The sequence below is a fragment of the Marinobacter sp. F3R08 genome (genome assembly GCF_018860425.1).
In the GTDB taxonomy this organism is placed as follows: Bacteria; Pseudomonadota; Gammaproteobacteria; order Pseudomonadales; family Oleiphilaceae; genus Marinobacter.
Genome location: NZ_JAHKPI010000016.1, coordinates 17,076 through 37,730 on the forward strand (window position 1 = coordinate 17,076; position 20,655 = coordinate 37,730).

A 20,655-nucleotide genomic window follows, 5' to 3' on the forward strand; every position below is an offset into this window, starting at 1 on the left:
CTCAGAATGAAGCGCCTTTATCGATACGCTCCAGATCCGCCTTGACCATCATGTTGCACAAGGTTTCCAGAGACGTTGCCGGCTCCCAGTTCAGCTCTTCCCGGGCCTTGGACGCATCCCCTATAAGCATATCCACCTCCGCAGGGCGGTAAAACGCCGGGTTCACCTTTACAATGGTGCGTCCGCTTGAACGCTCAATACCGCGCTCATTTTCTCCTTCGCCTTCCCAGACGATATCAAGGTCGGCCGCCTGTCCTGCCAGGCTCACAAACTGACGCACCGATTCAGTCCGGTTGGTTGCAAGAACAAATGTATCCGCTGTGGGCGCCTGCAAAATACGCCACATCCCATCCACGTAATCTCTGGCAAACCCCCAATCCCGCTCGGCATCAAGGTTACCCAGCTCCAGACAATCCAGTTTGCCCGTCGCAATGCGTGCAATGCCATCGGTGATTTTGCGGGTTACAAACTCAAGCCCACGCAACGGCGATTCATGATTAAACAGAATGCCGCTGGCTCCGAAAATGTTGTGGGATTCCCGGTAATTCACCGTCATCCAGTGAGCGTACAGCTTGGCGACGCCGTAGGGACTGCGTGGATAGAATGGCGTCTGCTCGGTCTGCGGAACCGATTGAACTTTGCCGAACATCTCAGAGGTAGATGCTTGATAGAAGCGAATTGCGGGATTCACAATACGAATCGCTTCAAGCAGATTCACCGCGCCAATGCCGGTGATTTCCCCGGTTGTAATCGGCTGATCAAAGGAAACCCCTACAAAGCTCTGTGCCGCAAGGTTATAAACTTCCTCCACCTGCGTTGTCTGCAAAAGACGGATGGCCGCTCCCATATCCGTCAGATCGAACTCGAGCAGATGCAGAGAGGGATGAGACTCAATCCCCAACTCCTGGATCCGCCAGAAATTCACAGAACTGGTTCTGCGATAGGCCCCGTAGACCTCGTAACCTTTAGAAAGCAATAATTCCGCCAGATAGGCGCCATCCTGGCCAGTAATGCCGGTGATCAACGCTTTTTTCATATATCTACCTCAAAACCTTACTCGAAGGCGACTCAACGCTGAGCCACATTTTTATATAATTCGTAATAGGAACGCCCAACCAGATCACCGGAGAATACCGATTCCAGCCGTTCGCGCCCTGCCTGGCCCAGGCGCTCTGCCCGGGCCGGCTCCCGCTCTATCTCCAGCATGGCACCTGCTAACGCCTCTGCGTCATTGGGCGGAACCACCAGCCCGGTCTCATCGGCCAGATTCACAAAGGTGGTGCCAGTCCCAATCTCACAGGTGATCAGAGGCTTGGCATGCAGTTGCCCCTCAAGAAGGGTCACACCAAACGCTTCTGAGCGAACGTACGACGGAAAAACCACCGCACGACAGCGCTCTAACAGAGCCTGCTTGAAATCGTCCGTTACAAAACCGGCAAAATGCACGTTACGGGCATCCAGCCTGCTGGCTAACTGGCGCAGACGGGCCTCTTCCGGCCCCCGCCCCGCTATCACTACCTTCAGACCGTTACGGGCCGCCGCCCGCACCAGTGTGTCCAGTCCTTTGTAGTAACGCAGGACCCCCACAAACAGATAAAAGCCCGAGCCGTAAGAGCGCTCAACCGCGGCGCTCGCTTCGGCGCTTGGCGGCGCATAGCTTTCCGGACTCAACCCGAGGGGAATAACAGAACATTTATCTCCCAGGCGACTCAGGAGCGGGCTCGACGCAAGATAATTCGGCGAGGTTGCCACAACCGCCTGCACCCTCGAAAAAAAACATGAGCGCAAAGGCCTGTACAGTGCCTCGAGACGGCGCTGCCGGATGATATCGGAATGGTAGGTTAACACTACTGGCTTGCGAACACCGGTTAACATATGGACAAGATCCGCGAAGGGCCACGGATAATGTACATGGATAACATCGGCCCACCTGGCCTGTTCCCGGTACAACCGGAACAGCCCCATACCCATGGAACAGGAGGCCGGGTCGAAATGCAGCGGGGCCCGGATGACGGTTGCCTCCGGGCGTTCCAGCGTGTCGACTGAAGGGGTTTTTGCCAGCGTTAACACCCGGTGACGAACACCGTGTTTCCCGGAAGCAATGCAAATCTGCCGTATGGCTTCTTCCACTCCTCCATGTGATTCCGGCATGTATGTGCGATAAAACTGTAGCACGTTCAAGCGCCGCATCTCCTCGAATGACCGTTCCGGGGTCAACAATTAAAAGGCAGCGATTTTATCACAAAACAATGACACTATGTGGTCAGAGGGGCGTGATTCCACCCATCAGAAATTAAAACTCAGGTCGTCGTCATCCTCCCCGAACAGATCCTCCAGATCGACATCGTCTACAGACCTTGACTGCCCGCTCGCCTGATGACGCAACTCGTAAAGCCGGGAAAGCCCCTTCAGACGATGTTCGGACAGCAACTGGGCGTAAGCCACCGATAGCGCACCACTGGCGTTCAAGGCGCTGAGCACCTCTGGATCCAGACTTCTCAGTGCGCGCTCATCTATGTGGTACAGACCCTTTACCTCAAAACCCGCTTCACTATTCGGATTACGGGCGGTGAGATCCCAGGCAACAATCACGCCGGCATCTTGTAACTGCTTCACCAGGGCGGAGGTTACTGCCGTGGCCTCCCCCAACTTTTTGAGAAACGCCACGGCGTTGCGGCCCCGCTCGGCCAGCTCTCCATGGCTGTCAAACAATCGCTCCCCTTTCTCACTGCAGCGCTGCTCAAAGGCCGGCGACTGCTCATCCACACAGACAACCTCTTGCCTGGATGAGGCATCCACAAGAACACGAAATGGATGCGCCCGATACCATGCAGGTCGATAGCCGCCAATCCAGCGACCGTTGGTATGAACATAGACGTTCACACCGGCCTGCAATGATTGCAGCGCCGCCAGCTCCAGCCCGTCATCTCTGTCGGACTTCACAAAAGCCATGGCCATGGTTGGCAACACATGGGGAACTTCCTCTGCCACTACAGGCACAACGGCCTGCTCCAACGCGAACTGATGGCCGGTTGCAACCAACCCTGACTCACGGTGGGCACTCTTACTCAAGGGAACAAAACGAGACATGACACCTCTCAATCAACTAACCAGAAAACGACGCCCAGAATAACATATCCCGGGACCTCAAGGCCGCATCACGCCAAAGACCCAGATAAAACCACCAGGAAACAAAAAACCCCCGATTGGCGAACCAACCGAGGGTTTTCTTTCGATCCTTTCCAGCTCCAGGAGCTTCGAGGATCCAGGCTACTAAGCCGAAGCTGTTCGCCTGTTTGGCCTAACCAACACTTATGCCTTAGGCAACGTTGGAATCGTCCATTCCACCCAGGCCTGTCGCCAGCTGATCTGTGAAGTCTACAGAACCAACCAGTGAAGCTGAGCTGAACGTACCGCCAACAGTGTCGTAAGACACTTCATAAACCTTGTATTCACCAAGGTTGTCACCAGCAGCACCAGAGTCAGAGTTCTCGATCATCACGATAGACTTCTGAATGTTACCAACGAAGTTAGCCGTTGGTGCGGCAGCCGAGGCGCCAGTGTTCAGAGCTTCCAGAACCTGAGCGGTAGTCAGGGTCGCGAAGTCTACAGCAGCGACAGTCGATCCGTCGATCTCATCCATCTGAGTGATAACAACATCGTTCTCACCGATTGCACCCAGACCAGCAGTCTGATCCAGCAGTGAAGTGGCGATGCGCACCTGAGAAGTGCTGGAACCAGAAGCTGACTCAACGTTATCCAGCCAAGCTGTGAAGTCCAGAACGTCTCCGCCGGCAACATCGTTGTAGTGAACAACGGTGTCGTTACCGAATCCACCTTGGTCGAAGACCAGGGTATCAAGAGTAGTGTCATCGGAGCTCAGAACAACTACGTCGTCGCCAGTGCCAGCGTTCACAACGTTGAAGCCACCCTGAACAACGGAGTCTGTACCGTTGACGGTAGTGACTGCGTAGTCGCTGATGGTATTAACGTTGTCGTACAGAGTACCAACGTCAGTAGCATCGATGTCGGAATCCTGATAGAACTCCTGCAGTGCAGACACCAGGTTGTTCTGGTTAGATGCAGAAACATCAGTCCAGTCGCCCAGTACTTCCAGCTCAACCATGTTGTCCGGAACAGCAGTATCAGATGCGCCGTCGATCAGGTAGGACACGATCAGGTGACCGTTGCTGTCAACTTCTGCAAAAACCAGCTTGTTAGCAACCGGATCTTCGTTGATCGCAGCAGCCGCAGCTTCGTACAGATCACGCTCGGTAGTCACGCCACCGTCGGATGCTTCGATCTGCGCAGTAACTTCGATACCGTCAATGAAGGAGTCAGCGCCGATAATAGGAGCTTCTTCCGGCATTGCCACGGTTACCTGAACGGTACGACCCGCCAGAACCTGAGCACCATTGATGGTTGAAGTTGAGCTAAGCTGAGTTGCAGCCAGAACATTACTAGTACCGGCGTCCAGCTGAGCAACAGTCTTGTCGCCAGTGTTTTCAGCGTAAACAACATCGTTGCCGCCGCCAGTGTTGGTAATCAGGTCGGTAGAACCGCCAGTTACCACATCAGCGCCACTGCCCAGAACAACCGTTGCAGTGTTTGACTCAGGATCGTTCAGATCTGAAGTCAGAGTAACAACGTTATCACCGCCTGTTGAGTTGATGGTCAGGCTGGCTTCGGTGCTTCCAGAGGTAGAGGTACCGTCCAGATCAGCCACGATGAGATCATCACCAGAACCGGTGTTGATAGTGAACGCCTGTGCGTCAGACGGACGGCCATCACCATCATAGTCAGCGATGAAGGTTACGTCAGTGTTGGAACCAGCGCTGTTGAATGAAACCAGGTCGCTTACAACCGCACCTTCACCAATGCTCAGCTCTTCGCCATCAAACGCAGTCGCGTTGATCACGTTCAGGTCGCTATCTACGGCACCGATCCACAAAGAACCGTCATCACCCATAGAGTCGATGTAGATCTCTTGCAGCGCAGCACTGTTTGTGGCTGTTTGGGTCAGGGATTCAATCTTGCTGCTACGATCAACGGTTACGTTGAAACGCTCAACACCGATAAGAGAATCGGACTCACCACCAATTTGAACGTCACCAGCAGTTGAACCACGACCGGCGTTGTCCAGAATCAGGTTGGACTCGATCAGGTTGCTGCTTACAGAAGGATCAACCGGCTCAGCGTTACCCGCTACCAGGAAGCCACCTTCTACAGACTCGATCGCCGCCTGGGTGAAGTCAACTTCACCGAACTCTGCACCATCCGGATCAGTGATCAGGATTTCCTGAGCAGTGAACGGCAGGTTTACGGTGTTGTTAGCAACAGTAACCTGCTCGTACGGAGTAGACAGGGTTACGTTCAGTGAGCCCAGACCCTGAGCAGCCAGAGCTGCATCAATAGCAGTTACCAGACCCTGGTAGGAACCGTCGGTAGATACAACGTCATCCAGAGTGAAGGCATTGCCGTCCAGCTCAAAACCAAGCGTTACGCTTACGTTGGCAAGCGGAGTTGCCGGAGTTTCGGTGGATACGTCAGCGATGCGGATCAGCAGCTGGGAGTTAGAAGCTTCTTCCGGCGCGCGCAGCAGAGACTGGCTGTCGAAGGTCGCAGTAAAGTCGGTTCCGAACTGGGTATCTTTGATACCGAAGGTAACATCCTTGGTGATGTTCAGGTTGTTGCCTTGCAGGTTAACGTTGTTCACTTCGAAGTCGCCGCGACCGAAATCGGCCCAGAACTCTTCAACGTTTTCCATGCGAGTCGCATCAAGAACCACGTCTTCCAGAGCTTCGATGTAAACTTCTTCGACGTTCTGGGTGTAAGGACGCGGAGCCTGAGCATCGAAAGCATCGCTTTCGTTATCGTTGATCATGGACGCCTGGATCGTGTCACGACCAGAACCACCGTCGATGCTGTCGCCAGTAGCGAACTCGTTGGTCAGCGAACCATCTTGGTTCTGACCTACGAAGCCAACAAAGACGTCGTCGTTGTCAGTACCGGTCAGGTAATCACGGCCTTCGGTCAGCTGGAGGGTGTCACCAGGCTCGCCGCCCGGAGTACCGCCAGAACCGGCCAGGTCATCAACTTCAGACTGGGCAGAAGCGATAGTTGTAGGATCAGAGGTAACGATCAGGCCGTCGCCAAAGGTAACGTCGTCCAGGCTATCGAGCTCAACAGATGCCAGGTTATCTGCGGTGTAATCAGAAACTGCAACCCGATTCAGGAACTGATCCTGAGCAGCACCGGCGTTGGCTGGATCCTGTGCAGCGGCTACCAGGTCAGCAATGACCTGACCACGGCTGGTGCCGCTATCGAGAGCGTCAACCCAGTACTGGATGCCTGTAGGATCGTCAGCAAGAGTCTTGCCGAGTGTGTTCAGGTAGATGTGCTCAATGAAAGCCTGGTTGGTGTCGAGAGAGCTGCCGAAGTAATCCTGTGCAGCGTCCGTTTCCAACATGGCAGTAGCTGCAGCAGCAACAGATGCTTCGCTCTGCCAGAATTGATTCCCTTCACCTTCTGAAGCCCTGTTAAAAATGGCGACATAAAGTTCGGAAACTTGAGTCTTGGTTAGTGCCATTGGTTATTCTCTCCTAATCGGATTGCGATCTAAAACGACCAGTTTTAGCGTTGTTAAAAAACAACTCGGGCAAAGATGCACGAGCTAAGAAACGAAGTCAACACTCTAACGTCAAAGAACCATGAACTTTAATCCCTGTTTACAGGCTGTTACATGGCACGGTCAGCTAGCTTTTAAAATCCTCCTTAATTTCGTCACAGAAACCCAGTATGATTTCCGGCTCTTCTAATTATATGAACAGACGCTTCGCATGGTCTGCGGCAACCAATGCGCTGCGACCTGTTATGACGTTCCGACATTGACGATTAGAGAATATAGCACGTTTCCGTTAGGTTGCAACGCTGTTGAAGCCCGCAGCATGGCGTGTTTCGCAAAATACCGTGCGGGTCACAGTTGTGCACTGTTCCGCTGCCCAATGACTGAGGTTCATTCGTTTCCGTGGGTTTTTTTCGCTTTATACTGGCATCGTTGGTTCTGGTAAGTCACATGGGGATAACCATTTCCGGGCTTAATCCCGGCGTCACGGCCGTGGTGATATTTTATCTGCTGGCCGGGCAAGTGGTATGCAGACTCTGGCAGCGACAGGCCCAGCTGCCGTACCCACAGCGGGTGCGGTGGTTTTACCGTGACAGGCTTTGGCGCATCCTCCCGATGTACGGTTATGTGCTTATAGTGGGTTATACGGCCTGGCTGGTCGGGGCAGACTCCTACTTTCTGTCGTCCACACCCGGATTAACAGACTGGCTGAACAATGTGCTGGTCATTCCGCTCAACTATTACATGTTCAACCAGTCTGATACGTTTACCCTGCTTCCGCCGGCGTGGTCGCTGGCCGTAGAGCTTCAGTTCTATCTGCTGGTGCCGATTCTGCTCCTGCGGTCGCACTGGCTCGCACTGGCCTGGTTAATGAGCGTTGCGGTTTTTGTTGCCGCGCAAAGCTCCCTGCTTGATACCGACGTCTTTGGCTATCGCCTGCTGGCAGGCGTGGGCTTTGTGTTCATCTGCGGGTGCTGGCTGGCGACTTCGGAAGACAGGAAACACGCCATTCAACACCCTCTGGCCCTGACTCTCTTATGGTCTGGCATCTCAGTGTATGTGGCCATTCTTCTTTATTACCCGGATCTGCGCCAGCCCTTCAATCTGGAAGTTGCCCTGGGCTTTGCCGCAGGGCTACCTGCGGTGATCCTGGTCTCCCGCTGGAAACTCTCTGGTCGGCTTCACAAGGCGCAACGGCTCGCAGGGGCCCTCAGTTACGGCGTATTCCTGGCACACTTCCCGGTGATCTGGCTATTGGAACTCTGGGCACCGATGCTTTCACACAATGTGGCAGCGGTTCTTGCCGGTTCCACTCTGGTGGCTCTGATCGGGCATCTGGGGGTCGAACGGCCGTTATGGCGACGCCACAGGGCGTTTGTCGACCCGCCCGTCACCTCGCCTGGCTTTTGATAAGTATGTCAACCAGCTGTGCGGCGCTCTCTTTCCAGGTAAGCCATGGCATGTCATCAGGTTTCGGGTGAGCGCCTTCCTGATAAGCCGCCAGCCAGCCCTTGATGGCTTCGGGCAACGCCCTATCCGAGGGGTAGAACCATGCCGCGGTACCAGCCACCTCCCGAAAAACTGGGATGTCGCGAGCCATAACCGGCAGCTTATGCTGGGCAGCCTCAATCAGTGGCAAACCGAAACCTTCACCGTATGAAGCGGCAATCAGACAGGTGCTGGCACCGTAGACCTTTCCCAGATATTCATCACTGATGCCGGGCAACCAGAACAGCCGCTTGCCATCCTCCGGATGGGCTTTGAGTCGCTCAAGGGTCTTGAGTATCCCGGCGCGCTCCGAATCTGCCAAACCTTTCCATCCCTCCTGCCCTACAATCACCAGGTTAACATCCACACCCTGGCTCCATAGCTGTTCAAAGGCGTCCAGCACCGGCAGGTGGCCCTTTCTCGGCTCAATGGTACCAACCATTAAAAAGGTCGGTCGCGCACCCAGGAGGCCCAGCGTGCGCTCTGCACCAGGCAGCACCCCGCGGCTGGGCGCAGAGCTGGCAACGTCCGCCCCCAGATGGAACCACCTGACATCAAAGGCTCGCCCTTGCTCACGCGCCAGACCCACTTCCGCCTGCCATTCCGACAGATCCCCGGCCACCGTTCTGGAGATACACACGGCACCATCGAACTGTGAAACCGTTCTTAACCATTCGGTGTGACCAGAACGGGCGCCAGCAGGAAAAACATCCGGCATTTGCACCGGAAGCAAATCAAACACCGTGAAATAGACACGCACCCCCCGGTTCCGGTAATCGACAAACAACCCGGATTGCGCCGCCTGCACCAGTACATCACCGGACAAATCCAGCCCGAGGAGAATATCGCCAGACTCCGGCTCCACGATCTCATCCTCCAGCGCGTCGGTCGGACAGCCCAGCAGACCAAGAACATAATGGCTGGCATAACGATAATGCCAGCGTCCGCCCGTATTACTCAGATAAACCGGTTCAACACGGTAGCCTTCGGGACAGGACTCAAGCAGTGCCATCAAAACAGATCGGGCAACCCGCTCAATGCCGGTCTTGAGGTCATTGCGACAGGTGGCGGTCAGATCCAGGAAAAGCCGGCGCGCCGGCTTTGGCAATGGTAGCGAGGCCGCAATGCATTCAGACAGCGGAATCAGGGCACTGTCAGGTACTTCAGATTTTTGTGACGCCACGGCCCGGATCAGGCTCTCGGAACCTGTAGCGGCGCGACCATGGAAACGCTCCAATGATTCAGCATACTGGCGGGCGCACTCGGCGGGGGCATGACGGCTCAGGATTATGTCTCTTGCATGCTGCCCAAGTGCCTCTCGCTTCTGCGGTTCGCCCCACAAGGTTTCGAGCGCACCTGTGAGGTCCGTATCGGCAAACTCATCGTCCAGCAGCCAGACAGCCTCGTTGTCCAGCTCGGCCATTGATCCGTTCGCGTTGACAATAACGGGCAAGCCATGCCCCATGCAGTCCAGAACCGCCGCCGAGGTTTCACCACGTGAATGGGCGCGCAACTGTACCGCGACGTCGGCCGCCAAAAGATAGTCCCGGAACTGCTCAGCCGAGGCGAATCCCGTAATGTGAATGCGATCACCGCAACCGCTGGCATCAATGGTTTTCAGCAAGCCTTTGCCGTAGTCGTCCTCCGGACATTGACCGACAAACACCAGTTTCGAGTTTGAGCTCTGCGAAACCGCGCTCTGCAACCACGATTCGAGCAGCCTGTGGTTCAGCTTGGTGGCATCGAGAAAGCCGAAACTGCAAATCATGAAGTCGCCGTCGCCCAGCCCCAGCTTCGCCCGGGCCTGCTGCCGGTTGTTCTCTTGCTCTGGTTGGCGAACAAGAGGAATGACATCCACCGAATCAACAAGTTCGCGACCATACCACTGGTGCATCAGACGGCGCGAATAGTCGGAATGAACAATCATCCCCTGGGCATTCTGGAGTACCTGAAAGTTGGCCGGGTATTTCAACTTTGCGGCTTCAACATCACGGAAGCGTTCCCGCACTGCTGAATAACCATGAGCGTTATACAGAGCGCGCGTCCAGGCGTGTTCGTGGCCAGCCTGAATCTCCAGCCAGGACATCAGTCCACTGAGGTAAAAGTCGTGCATGACCACCGTGCCAGGCACTTCTTCGAGCAACGACAGCATGTGGGTGTGGAAGGGCGCATTACCCATCTGGTAAAGCACACGATCCATCTGGCCGGCATTTTCCCTGAGCCAGTCCACGTCCCGTACCTGGAACTGCTCCCCAATCCGGGAAGGGGCAACTTCTTTCTGGGCAACGACCAGTTCAATGTTGTAGTACTCGGCCAGTGCTGGCAGCAATTCCGCGCTGTAATCCGCGATTCCCGTGCGCTCCGGGGGCATGGGAGAAACAAATGCCAGCCTGGGCTTGCCATCAGGACGAGGGGCGCAACACTCCTCGACTCGCGGTTTATCCAGCGTGCCCCACGCGCTGAGCGCGCGTTGTGCTGTAATGTCCCATGAAAAAAGCTCAGCCTGCCCCAGACCATGGGTGCGAAGCTCATTCCTGAACGCTTCATCCATCAACGCACGGGCCATTTTCTCGCTGATGCTGTCAACATCGAATGGATCAAACATTGCAGCGTCCAGCGCGATGACTTCCGGCAAGCTGGACGTATTTGCGCCTATTACAGGCGCGCCGCAGGCCATAGCTTCAAGGGCCGGCAAACCAAACCCTTCATGCCACGATGGAAATACATAGAGCCGGCAGAGGTTGTAAAGGAGTATCAGATCATGATCCGTTACGTAGCCTGTGAAGCACAGGTTGTCGGGGGCCAGGCCGCACTCCCTGGCGCACCGGCGCAACTCCGCAATGTTGGCCTCCGACATTTTCCCCGCAAACACCAGCTGATGTTCGGTCTGGATTTGCTGAGGGAGTTTCGCAAATGCCTCAATAAGCCGAGGCAGGTTTTTTCGCTCATCGGCGCCGCCGGTATACAGTACGAAAGGCTGCCTGATACTGAATTTGCCCAGCACGGATGACGCCACCGCCGCGTCCACGTCCAGCTTCTGGAACTCGGGATCGATGGCCGACGAGACATTGACGAAACAATCGCCTGAGCGTTGAAGATTCTCCATGCCCTCCTGTTTTGCGGAGTCGGAGATCGCAAGGAACAGTTCTGCTCGCGTCAGATGTTCAATTTTTTGCTTGTAAAAGCGCTGGAACGGGGGATTTGGCGTGAGGTAGTGATCCGGGTTCAGCAGGGGAATAAGATCGTGAATCGTCACGCTGACGGGTGTTGAGCTGTCAAAACAGCCAATACTGCTGACGGCGTCGTCAACAAACCCTTCGAACATGCTGACGATATGGATAACATCTGCATTGAGGCTCGCGAGAAACGCTTCTCTTACGAGCTCTGCCGACCGGCGTCGGGATTCGTTGCCAGGTTCGCATTCCCTCACTGGCCCTGGCGCATACCAGACCCGGATATTTTCCTGCGGCAATAAACCGTCGAACGCTGTGCGGATAGACTCAACGGTGTCGGGAAAGAGTCCGTTCAGCGCAAGTATGACGTCATGATCGCCCCGGTTACGGGCTACTGCCTGGGCAAAAGAAAGCGTATGCCGCCCAATACCACGGAAACGACTTTCCGTCTGGGCACCCTGCATATCAATAACAATGCGCATTACGCCTGCTTCCTTTTTCTATCCATTGCCGTGCGAAGCTTGAAATAGGTTTGACGGGCGTGGGGCGTGAGCTCTCCCAGGGTTTCTGACGAGGAGCGGAATTCCTGAAACGCCCCCCCACTTGTGCCAACCTGTCTGAAAAAACCACCTCCGTGGTACAGACTCCTCATGCGGCTGTATAACCCCAGCCGCTGGGCCATGGTCACACACCACGTCCGCAGGCGTGGCCGGGAACCGATAAAGGCCACCAGGAACGCGATTACTGGCAACATGATTTTACGAATCAGGGCCTTACCACGCGCGGCCGGACCAAGTTTCCGCAGTAGCGAAACCTGAAAAGCCGACCACCGCAAAGGCGCTGTTATTCGCCAGGAGCGGCTCCTGTAGACGCTGGCCAGCTCTGTCTCGGTCGCCGTGGCTCTGGCTTGAGCCTCATCAGCAATCACTTCCGCGCGCCCGGCTCTTTCTGCCGCCAGCCTGGCTTCGGCCATGGCACGCTCGGCATAATCCGCACTCTGGTTGGCCAGTTCGGCAGTCCGAGCCAATGCCGTATCAACCTGGCTGTCGTAGCGCCCGGTCAGCGCCGCGAGTGTCACACCTCGCTCCGTGCTGAACGCATCGTTCAGTAGCCCGGTGACCTCTTCGCTGGCTGCTTTCTGTGCCACCACCGCATAATCCGGACTTACGCCTTCAAAAACATCCAGCAACCGAAGTGGAGAGGCCCCCTCCGAGACCCATTTCTGCTCCTGCAGCCTCAACACACGGGTCCGGCAGAAGCCGTAATATTCGGGCAGAAATGACAGCAGTTCGGGGGGAATCGGTCGCTCGTGGGTGGGGTCCAGATAAAAGCTGTTGGCGCCGACCGTGACGTTTTCAGGATTGGGTGTTTCCAGTATCAGCAATCCTCCGGGAATCAACACCCGGTGAGCAAGCTCGATAAGACGCTGCAAGACGTCGAAGGGCAGATGCTCGGCAATATGAAATCCCGACACCACGGAAGCGCTGGCTTCCGGTTGCTTCTGCAAATAGGTAACAACATCCTCAAGCTCGACTTTCAGCCCCCGGCTCTTTGCCGCTTCCAGCATGCCGGAGCTCAGATCAACGCCAACCGCCTCAAAACCAATGTCGCCAAGAAGCTCCAGCCACTCACCTCTGCCGCACCCCAGATCAATGGCGTGGGCACCGCCACCAACTTCCAACAACGGCTCGACGAAAGGCCGGTACACATCAAGGCGACCTTTGATCGACTCCCGGGAACCCCGGTATTTATCCTCGAAGGCCCTGTAAAAATCCTGTTGATCGTTCATACGGTAATCTTCGGCTCAATCCAATTGCAGCCCTGGAACTGCATCCTGTTGACATTCACCACATTGAAAACCATCGCAAGATCCCGCCATTCGTAATTGGCCTCAATGTGCGAATCCATGGCATGAAGCGCAGTAACCACTGAATAACTGCCCACGCCCAGATTGGCGGGAAACGCGATAACAAACCGGTGAACACTGCCTACTTCGGGATCAACAATCGCCTGGCGGCTATGCCATGTGTTGGTACCGTACATTACCTGTCCGAGACGATCCTTGATCCCGTAGCCAAGCACAAGGCTGCTGATCGGTTTATGAACCTTGACCGATATTCGAAGCTCGACGTTCTCACCCACTTCAATGTATTCCGCCATCTCGCCCCGGGCGTTGAAAAGCGCAATGTCTTCGATTTTCGCTTCGCCGGTGCCGGATTGCGTCTGCACCTTGCCACTGTCGAGTTTTTTGACTTTTACGGTGCTGTTTTCTTTTTCTGCAATCAGCGCGTTATAAAAGTCCATAACTTCTTCGGGCGCGCCGTCCTTGATCACGGCCCCTTTTTCCAGCAGAAGAACACGATCACACAGAGCCTGAATCGAGGTACGGTCATGAGAAACAATAAGGAGCGTTGTTCCCTCGGCCTGGAACTCGCGGATTCGACCAAAACTCTTGTGCTGGAAATAGGAATCGCCGACGGAAAGCGCCTCGTCCACAATCAGAACGTCCGGACGCCAGGCGGTGGCCACCGCAAACGCCACTCTTACCTGCATCCCGCTGGAATAGGTGCGAACCGGCTCGTCGAAATAAGCGCCTACTTCCGCGAAGGCTTCAATCCGGTCAATGGCTTCGTCGACCTCGGCTTTGCCAAACCCCATGATCGACGCTGCGTGATAGACATTCTGGCGGCCGCTTAACTCCGGGTTAAAGCCCATCCCCAGTTCGAGAATGGCGGATACCCGCCCATTCAGAACAACGTTGCCACCACTGGGCTGCAATGTGCCGGTGATCAACTTGAGCAGCGTGCTCTTCCCTGCACCATTCTGACCAACCAGCCCGACAGCCTCCCCGGCGCCGACCTCGAAGGTAATATCATTGATTATCCTGGATACGGCCACTGGCCTGACCGGCACGCCAAACCAGGTGGCCACGCGTTTCCATTCCGAGCTGAACTCACGGAACTCTTTGGTCAGACGCTGAACACTCAGGACGCTCACAGTTTGTCCACCATTTCTGCATTGGCCTTACGAACCAACCACAGCCCCAACACCAGAAGCACGGCCCCGATCAGCCCAAGGATACCCAAATCGAAAAGGTTCGGTGATTGCTGATACGCCAGTACGTCATGGTAGGCGTTTACCAACAGGTACACCGGATTGAAAAACAGAAACCCCCTGACGTCTTCAGGAATGATCACAACGGGATAGACTATTGGCGTAAACCAGAACAAGAATTGCAGGACGATGGGGACCACCTGCGCCAGGTCTCTGAGGAAAACGTTCAAGACGCCAATGATCACGCCCAGCCCCAATGCAAACAGCAGCAACACTCCAGTAATGACCGGCATCCAGACTATTGTCATTGTTGGCGCGTGTCCTAAAAATGCGAAGATCACGATGATCGCCGCAAAAAGGACCAGGTTGTTTATCAGTACCGTGCCAGCGGTTATGAGAGGCAGCGTTACTTTCGGTATACGCATTTTCTTGAGCAAATCACCATTACCCACGAACAGGTTCAGGCAACGCGAGAGAGTGTCGCTGAACAGCGTCCAGGCGAGTATTCCGGATGTGAGATAGATGGCATAGGCATACCGGTTGTCAATGCCATCAAATTTTGCAGACAACACCGCAGAAAGGACAAAAGCATAGATCGCAACCATCACCAGAGGGTGGATGATTAACCACAATCCCCCAAGACGGCTGCGCGCAAACTGGTTTACCAGTTCATTGCGAATGGAAGAGGCCAGAAAATGCCGGTAAAGATAGACTCCCTTAAGCCAGCCGTTCATGAAACATCTCCCCAGGGCAGAGGCATCATGGCCTACTGGCTTACCGCGATCATGTCATTTACAGAAAGCGTGCCCGCAATCTGGCGCAATTCAAACTGAAGCAACGCATTGGAAAATACTTCCCGGGTTTTATCACGACGTATGCCGGATAACCTGTTGCGACTGTCCAGCACCTCATTGAGCCCGCGCACGCCTCCCAGAAAACCCTGCTCAGCAGCATCAAGGGCAGCTCGTGCCGAACTTTCTGCGGTGCGCAGCGCCTCGATCCGGCTGTAGCTTCCCCGAAGTTTTTCTGTGACCCGAGAGACCTCCACCTGCACCTGGTTCAGGGTATCTTTCACAGAATACTCTGCGGCATACATGCGGGCGGTGGCCTGCCTCACACGAGACGAGGTTCCGCCCCCTTTGTACAGGGGAACCCTCAACTGGAGCTCAACCCGCGCTTCCTTCCGGATGGTGGTCGCAAAGGTGTCGTTATCGGTGTAACTGGCACTCAGATACAGCTCAGGCCAGTGCGCAGCTTTTTCAGCCTTTCGTGTTGCTTCTGCCAGACCGAGTTCACCTTTCGCACGCAACAGTTGCGTAGCATTCTGAGCCGCCAGCTCCGCCCAGTTCTTTTCCAGAAGAACCGGCGTACTGCGCCAGATATCCCTGGGGATGGGCTGCAACTCCTGGTCCTCCACCCGAATACCTGAAACCGCCTCGAGGTTTTTTATGGCGGCCCGGAAGTCATGACGCAAACCGGCAAGTTCCGCCGAAACCTCGTCAATTCTTGCTTTCGCATCCAGAGTGTCCGCCTTGGTGGCAAAGCCACGGGCGCGCATGTTTTCTAGCTGATCGAGCCGCCGCTCATGGCTTTCCCGCTCTTCTTCAACAATCTCTGTTTCAGCGAGCAACATTTGCGCGTGAAGGAACGCCTCAATTGCAGAGTACCCGATTTCAAGTTCGCGCCCGGCAAGCTGGTCCGCCGCGAGTTTTTCTCCCGCTTTGGCCCGATCAATTGCCCTGAAAGCCCTTTCCGAATAGACAACCTGATCCAGGCTAACGTCATAGCTGGTGTGCTGATCCCGGTCAGTAAGACTGCTTTGCACGTCAAAATCCCGGGTATATTCAGAGGTACCGTAGCTGGCGGTAGCCTCAACCTGTGGCAAGACTCCTGCCCAGGCTTCCCGCACGCCTTCTTTTTCTGCCTGATAGATGTACTGCTCACTCTGAATACCAAAGTTCTTCTCTAAAGCGCTCTGGTACACGTCAGCCAGGCCAACCCTGCCAACAGGCTCTGCGGCGACAGACAACGTCGACAAAAGCGAGAACACCGAAACAATCGTTCGCTGAAACTTCATACTGTGTTACTCCTCCCGAAACGCGCGCTGGAACATGCGAGTAACCGGATCAAGAAGATACTGAAGCGCTGTGCGCTCTCCGGTCTTGATCATGACCTCGGCGGGCATCCCGGGTAACAAATACATACCCTGATGCTGCATGGTTTCTCTTCCGGCCTTAGTGACTTTCACTTTGGCCTCGTAATAGCGCTCCTCGCTTTTCTCGTCTTCCAGCGCATCGGCAGACAGGCCAACCAGCTCACCTTCAATGATATCGGCGGTTTGCTGATTGAACGCAGACAGCCTGACATCGGCGGTCTGACCAATCGCTACCCGATCAATATCCTGTGGCTGCACTCGAACCTTGATCGTGTATTCCTGATTGCTTGGAACAATCTCCATGACCGTGTCTCCGGACCTGACAACCCCTCCGACGGTGTGCACAGCCATAGCGACCACGGTACCGGTAACAGAAGCCGTAATCGTTGTTCGCTCAAGCGTATCCCGCAGCGCTGTTCTCCGGGCCCGCAGATCCGCCATGGTTTGCTGTGTTTCTCTCAGGCGCTCTGCAACTTCTTCGGCATAGTTCTGCTTAGTGACCAGCAACTCGGACCGTGTTTCACCAATCTTGATTTCCAGTTCAGCCAACCGGGATTCATTGCTCGCCTTTTCGCCTTGCAGGCGATACAGCTCCCGCTGCATTTCGTTTATCCGGTTCCGGTCTGCAAGTTCCTGCTCGAAGAGCTCCTGCCAATTTTTCAGCTCTTCCTGATAGCTCTCGATGCGAGAGTTCAGGTTACGGTTCATCGCGCGCAGGCCATCCATTTGCTGGGTAAGTGCCCGAATCCTCTGGCTGTAGATATCAATCTGACCATCCAGAGCCTCGGTTCGGGACTCAAACAGGCCTCTCTGGCCTTCCACGATGTTACGCGCTGAAGGAATATCCTGCTGCAAGAGCTCCTCGGGAAACTCGATTTCGTCAGCACCAACCCGTTCCGCCCGAAGCCGCGCTTCCCGGCCGAGCACTTCCCGGAGTTCGGATTCAACAACATCAAGCTCCGCACGGGCTCTGGTGTCGGACAGAACGATTAACGGATCACCTTTTTCAACCTGATCTCCGTCTTGCACCATCAATTCGTCGATAATTCCGCCTTCCAGGTGCTGAACAACGCGGTTCTGGGACTCAACAATGACCTGCCCCGGAGCAATAGCCGCTCCATCCAGCGGGGCCAGTGCGGCCCAACCGCCCGCACCAACAAAGGTCACCAGAAGGACCGTCAGGCCTGCTCGTATGCGACGACCATAATCCGTAGGGATGCGTTCCATCCCCTTGGAGACGTTCCCCGAACCTTCTTTGGTCTCCCGGGTATAGGTTCCGGGAAGAGCGCTTTCATCCACTTCTTCCCACGCTTCTTCCTGTTCCTCACGGGGGGATGCTTCAGCTTCGGAGGGCTGAGTTTCTTTATGAGCTTCCGATTGCTCCCGAAGATCTTTGTCGTTCGCCATGGATTAAGCCCCGCCCCCTTGTTTGGTTTGTCCGGACTTCGCCTCTTTGGCTTTCCCCTGTCCGATGGCAATCTGCCCGTCCTGGAGCGCTCGCATCACATCGTCTCTCTCACCAAATCCTGCAACCTGCCCATCTGACAGCACAAGCATTTTATCCACCAGCCGGAGAATTGGCTTACGATGAGTAATCAGAGCCACCGTGACCTCTCGCCGCTTGAGCTCTTCAAGCGCCACCAGAAGGGCCTGTTCGCCCTGATCATCAAGGTTTGAATTCGGCTCATCCAGAACAACAAGGCTCGGCTCACCGTAAACAGCCCTTGCCAACCCGATTCGTTGCCGCTGCCCGCCGGACAAAACGCCACCAACAACAGCTATCTGGGTGTCGTAGCCATTCGGAAGGCGAAGAATCAACTGGTGAACACCAGCCAGCTTGGCAGCCTCCACCACTTTTGCAGGATCCAGCTCGCCAAAGCGACAGATGTTTTCACTGATTGTGCCTTCGAACAGCTCTATGTCCTGTGGCAGATAGCCAATATGGGGCCCCAACTGGTTCTTGTCCCATTGATGAATATCCGCGCCATCGAGCCTCACCGTACCGTTGGCCACAGGCCAGACACCGAGCATGGCTCTTGCAAGACTCGATTTTCCGGCAGCACTGGGGCCGACAATCGCCAGCATATCGCCTTTCTGGAGCTCAAAACCCACGCCCCTGAGGGAGGGCGCCTGAGCGCCAGGCGGCACAACCACCAGCGAATTGATACTTACCGAACCCTCAGGCGATGGCAGCGGCATGGATTGACGCTCTGAGTAGTAACTGCGGAATAACTCCTGCAGGCGCTCATAGGCCGATCTGGCTCCGGAAAAACCTTTCCAGGAGCCAATCATTAGATCCAGAGGCGCCAGAGCCCGCCCCATCAGAATAGAGCCGGCAATGACCATGCCCGGCGTGATTTCCTGTTCGATAGCAAGATAAGCACCAAGGCCCAGCATCAGAGACTGAAACATCATCCGAAGCGTTTTGGAGGCATTGGTAAGGATGCCAGCGCGGTCACTGGCGTCGCCCTGGTTCAGAAGGAAGTCCAGGTGACGGTTGCCCCAGCGACTCTTAAGGTTATTCTCCATGCCCATGGCGTGAACCACCTCGGCATTGCGAAGGCAGGAACTTGCATACTGGGTTGACTGAATACTGGCCTGGCCAGCCTCTGCCAGCATCTTCCCGGTCATTTTTTCGTTCGCGTAAGCCAATGCGAGAAGAATGAGCGCAGCCACAATGGCAAAGACGCCAAACCAGGGATGGAACATAAACAGGACAGCAATGAATATCGGCAGCCAGGGACCGTCGAAAAATGCGATCGGGCCCTGCCCCGTGAGGAACTGGCGTAGCGTGGTGAGGTCCGTGAGAGGCTGAGCACTCTGTCGCTCCGGCTTGTCTATTGCTTGCTTGAACATTGACGAGAAAATCTTTTCGCCTAGCTTCTTATCAATGTTGTTTCCAACGCGAACAAGAATGGCCGAGCGCACCATCTGCAAGAGCGCCATTGTCACAAACAGGCCGACGACCACCAGGGTGAGCATGATGAGGGTGTCGACACTCCTGCTGCCCAGAGCCCTGTCGTATACCTGCAGCATGTAAATAGCCGGAACCAGCATGAGTATGTTGATAAACAGACTAAACAGACCTACCGAGAGAAACCCCCGCTTGCATTCCTTGAGGGCGCGCTCCAGCTCAGTTGGCTCAGCTTGCTCTGGATTCGCTTTGTTCGACATAACAGCGGTACCGGTTGATTAACAGGAAAGAAAACGTCACACGCCTGCAATAGAGCGCCGGGATAGTTGAAGCCGGCCATTCTAGGGAGGGTGCCCAAGGGTGTCAACGAAGCCTGATTGGCCAGTCTCCACACTAAAAATCGCGCAACGATAGCCTTCAATGGTTACAAAAGGTCAGAGTTCAACCCCGGCAGATTATACCTTCATTAACTTTTGCCAATCCTGTTGCCAACCGCTGCGTTTCGCGTGCGTTTCCGGCTATGTTATATTCCACCTTTTACGATGATTCGAATTGGTGGTTTTATGGAAAGCATTACTGTTGATGGCAAGACATACAAACTTAAGGATCTATCAACCGAAGGGCGGCTTCTGGCCCGCCAGGCCTCTGCCACAAATGATCACATCAAGAGGTTGGAGGCAAGACTGGCCGTAGCCCGAACCGCCCAGTCCAGCTACGTGGATCGCCTGAAATCAATTGCTGGCAAGAAAGCCTGAAGTAGCGGATCCACCTGGCACCTCAATTTATCCCAGTAAAATAGTCAGTCGGAGTTCTTCATGACGGAAAAGAAAACAAGCGCAACATCAAAGCCCCGCAAGACAACAGCCTCAAAAACAACGGCAAGCAAGCCTGCGGCAAGAAAAACGGCTAGCACTGCGGCCACAAAAAAGACAACGCGCAAAACTGACACCAAAAAAGCATCAGGTGAAACAGTCACTATTGATGGCAAAACCTATCCAGTGGATGCGCTGAACGAGAATGCCAAAGCTCAAATCACCAATCTGCGCGTCACAGACCGACTGATCGGAGAGCTTGAAACAGAGCTCGCGATCACCCGCACAGCGCGCCAACGGTATGGTGAAGCTCTGGAGCACGAATTGAAAACACTCAACACCACTATTCAGTGAATTAGACTAGCAATTCGCCGTTTATTAAGTTAGTTTAAAGTTTGCGATCGGACAGTTAGCACTAGCCGGCCTTCAAGGCC

At 55.0% G+C, this 20,655-nt stretch carries 14 protein-coding genes; 3 read left to right on the forward strand and 11 right to left on the reverse strand.

Translation table 11 applies throughout. The features are described from left to right. Window position 1: 1 nt before the first annotated feature. The 4 genes from gmd to KO499_RS11650 all read right to left on the reverse strand — a co-directional run bounded on the left by gmd (window position 2) and on the right by KO499_RS11650 (window position 6,589). Window positions 2-1,036, reverse strand: coding sequence for a GDP-mannose 4,6-dehydratase (gene gmd, locus KO499_RS11635; RefSeq protein WP_215983929.1), 1,035 nt, complete (start codon window positions 1,034-1,036; stop codon window positions 2-4). Window positions 1,037-1,068: 32 nt separating this feature from the next. Further along, a complete protein-coding gene (locus tag KO499_RS11640) occupies window positions 1,069-2,175 on the reverse strand; it encodes a glycosyltransferase (RefSeq protein ID WP_323133345.1) in 1,107 nt (368 codons plus the stop codon). Between the two features lie 111 nt (window positions 2,176-2,286). Further along, entirely contained in the window at window positions 2,287-3,090 is an 804-nt protein-coding gene (locus KO499_RS11645; RefSeq protein ID WP_215983931.1) for a SapC family protein, read from the reverse strand. Window positions 3,091-3,319: 229 nt separating this feature from the next. Next, entirely contained in the window at window positions 3,320-6,589 is a 3,270-nt protein-coding gene (locus KO499_RS11650) for a DUF4214 domain-containing protein (RefSeq protein WP_215983932.1), read from the reverse strand. 438 nt (window positions 6,590-7,027) lie between these two features. Here KO499_RS11650 and KO499_RS11655 point away from each other — a divergent pair, with 438 nt between their 5' ends. After that, window positions 7,028-8,035: an acyltransferase gene (locus tag KO499_RS11655; RefSeq protein ID WP_323133343.1), complete on the forward strand. Its 1,008-nt coding sequence runs from the start codon at window positions 7,028-7,030 to the stop codon at window positions 8,033-8,035. On the opposite strand, the gene KO499_RS11660 is transcribed toward KO499_RS11655, so the two are convergent. Genes KO499_RS11660 through KO499_RS11690 form a run of 7 tightly spaced genes read right to left on the reverse strand, consistent with a single transcriptional unit; the run spans window position 8,016 to window position 19,669 of the window. Continuing rightward, window positions 8,016-11,768 carry a glycosyltransferase gene (locus tag KO499_RS11660; protein WP_215983934.1) on the reverse strand — a complete coding sequence of 1,251 codons (3,753 nt, stop codon included), beginning with the start codon at window positions 11,766-11,768 and terminating at the stop codon, window positions 8,016-8,018. The two genes, KO499_RS11655 and KO499_RS11660, sit on opposite strands and share 20 nt — an antisense overlap. Further along, the gene (locus KO499_RS11665) at window positions 11,768-13,075 is read right to left on the reverse strand and encodes a class I SAM-dependent methyltransferase (RefSeq protein ID WP_215983935.1); all 1,308 of its coding nucleotides are present in this window, start codon (window positions 13,073-13,075) and stop codon (window positions 11,768-11,770) included. Before KO499_RS11665 ends, KO499_RS11660 begins: the two co-directional genes overlap by 1 nt. Next, window positions 13,072-14,283, reverse strand: coding sequence for an ABC transporter ATP-binding protein (locus KO499_RS11670; protein ID WP_215983936.1), 1,212 nt, complete (start codon window positions 14,281-14,283; stop codon window positions 13,072-13,074). Before KO499_RS11670 ends, KO499_RS11665 begins: the two co-directional genes overlap by 4 nt. After that, window positions 14,280-15,074 carry an ABC transporter permease gene (locus tag KO499_RS11675; RefSeq protein ID WP_215983937.1) on the reverse strand — a complete coding sequence of 265 codons (795 nt, stop codon included), beginning with the start codon at window positions 15,072-15,074 and terminating at the stop codon, window positions 14,280-14,282. Before KO499_RS11675 ends, KO499_RS11670 begins: the two co-directional genes overlap by 4 nt. A 32-nt stretch (window positions 15,075-15,106) precedes the next feature. After that, window positions 15,107-16,417, reverse strand: a complete 1,311-nt coding sequence (locus KO499_RS11680) for a TolC family protein (RefSeq protein WP_215983938.1) — start codon at window positions 16,415-16,417, stop codon at window positions 15,107-15,109. Between the two features lie 6 nt (window positions 16,418-16,423). After that, the gene (locus KO499_RS11685; protein ID WP_215983939.1) at window positions 16,424-17,902 is read right to left on the reverse strand and encodes an HlyD family type I secretion periplasmic adaptor subunit; all 1,479 of its coding nucleotides are present in this window, start codon (window positions 17,900-17,902) and stop codon (window positions 16,424-16,426) included. A gap of 3 nt (window positions 17,903-17,905) precedes the next feature. Beyond that, complete coding sequence (locus KO499_RS11690) at window positions 17,906-19,669, reverse strand: type I secretion system permease/ATPase (RefSeq protein ID WP_215983940.1); 1,764 nt, start codon at window positions 19,667-19,669, stop codon at window positions 17,906-17,908. Between the two features lie 303 nt (window positions 19,670-19,972). Between KO499_RS11690 and KO499_RS11695 the strand changes: the two genes are divergently transcribed. Together KO499_RS11695 and KO499_RS11700 are read left to right on the forward strand one after the other, a co-directional pair. After that, on the forward strand, window positions 19,973-20,164 hold the full coding sequence (locus tag KO499_RS11695) for a DUF6447 family protein (protein WP_215983941.1): 192 nt from the start codon (window positions 19,973-19,975) through the stop codon (window positions 20,162-20,164). 60 nt (window positions 20,165-20,224) lie between these two features. After that, complete coding sequence (locus KO499_RS11700) at window positions 20,225-20,575, forward strand: DUF6447 family protein (RefSeq protein WP_215983942.1); 351 nt, start codon at window positions 20,225-20,227, stop codon at window positions 20,573-20,575. Window positions 20,576-20,655: the final 80 nt, after the last annotated feature.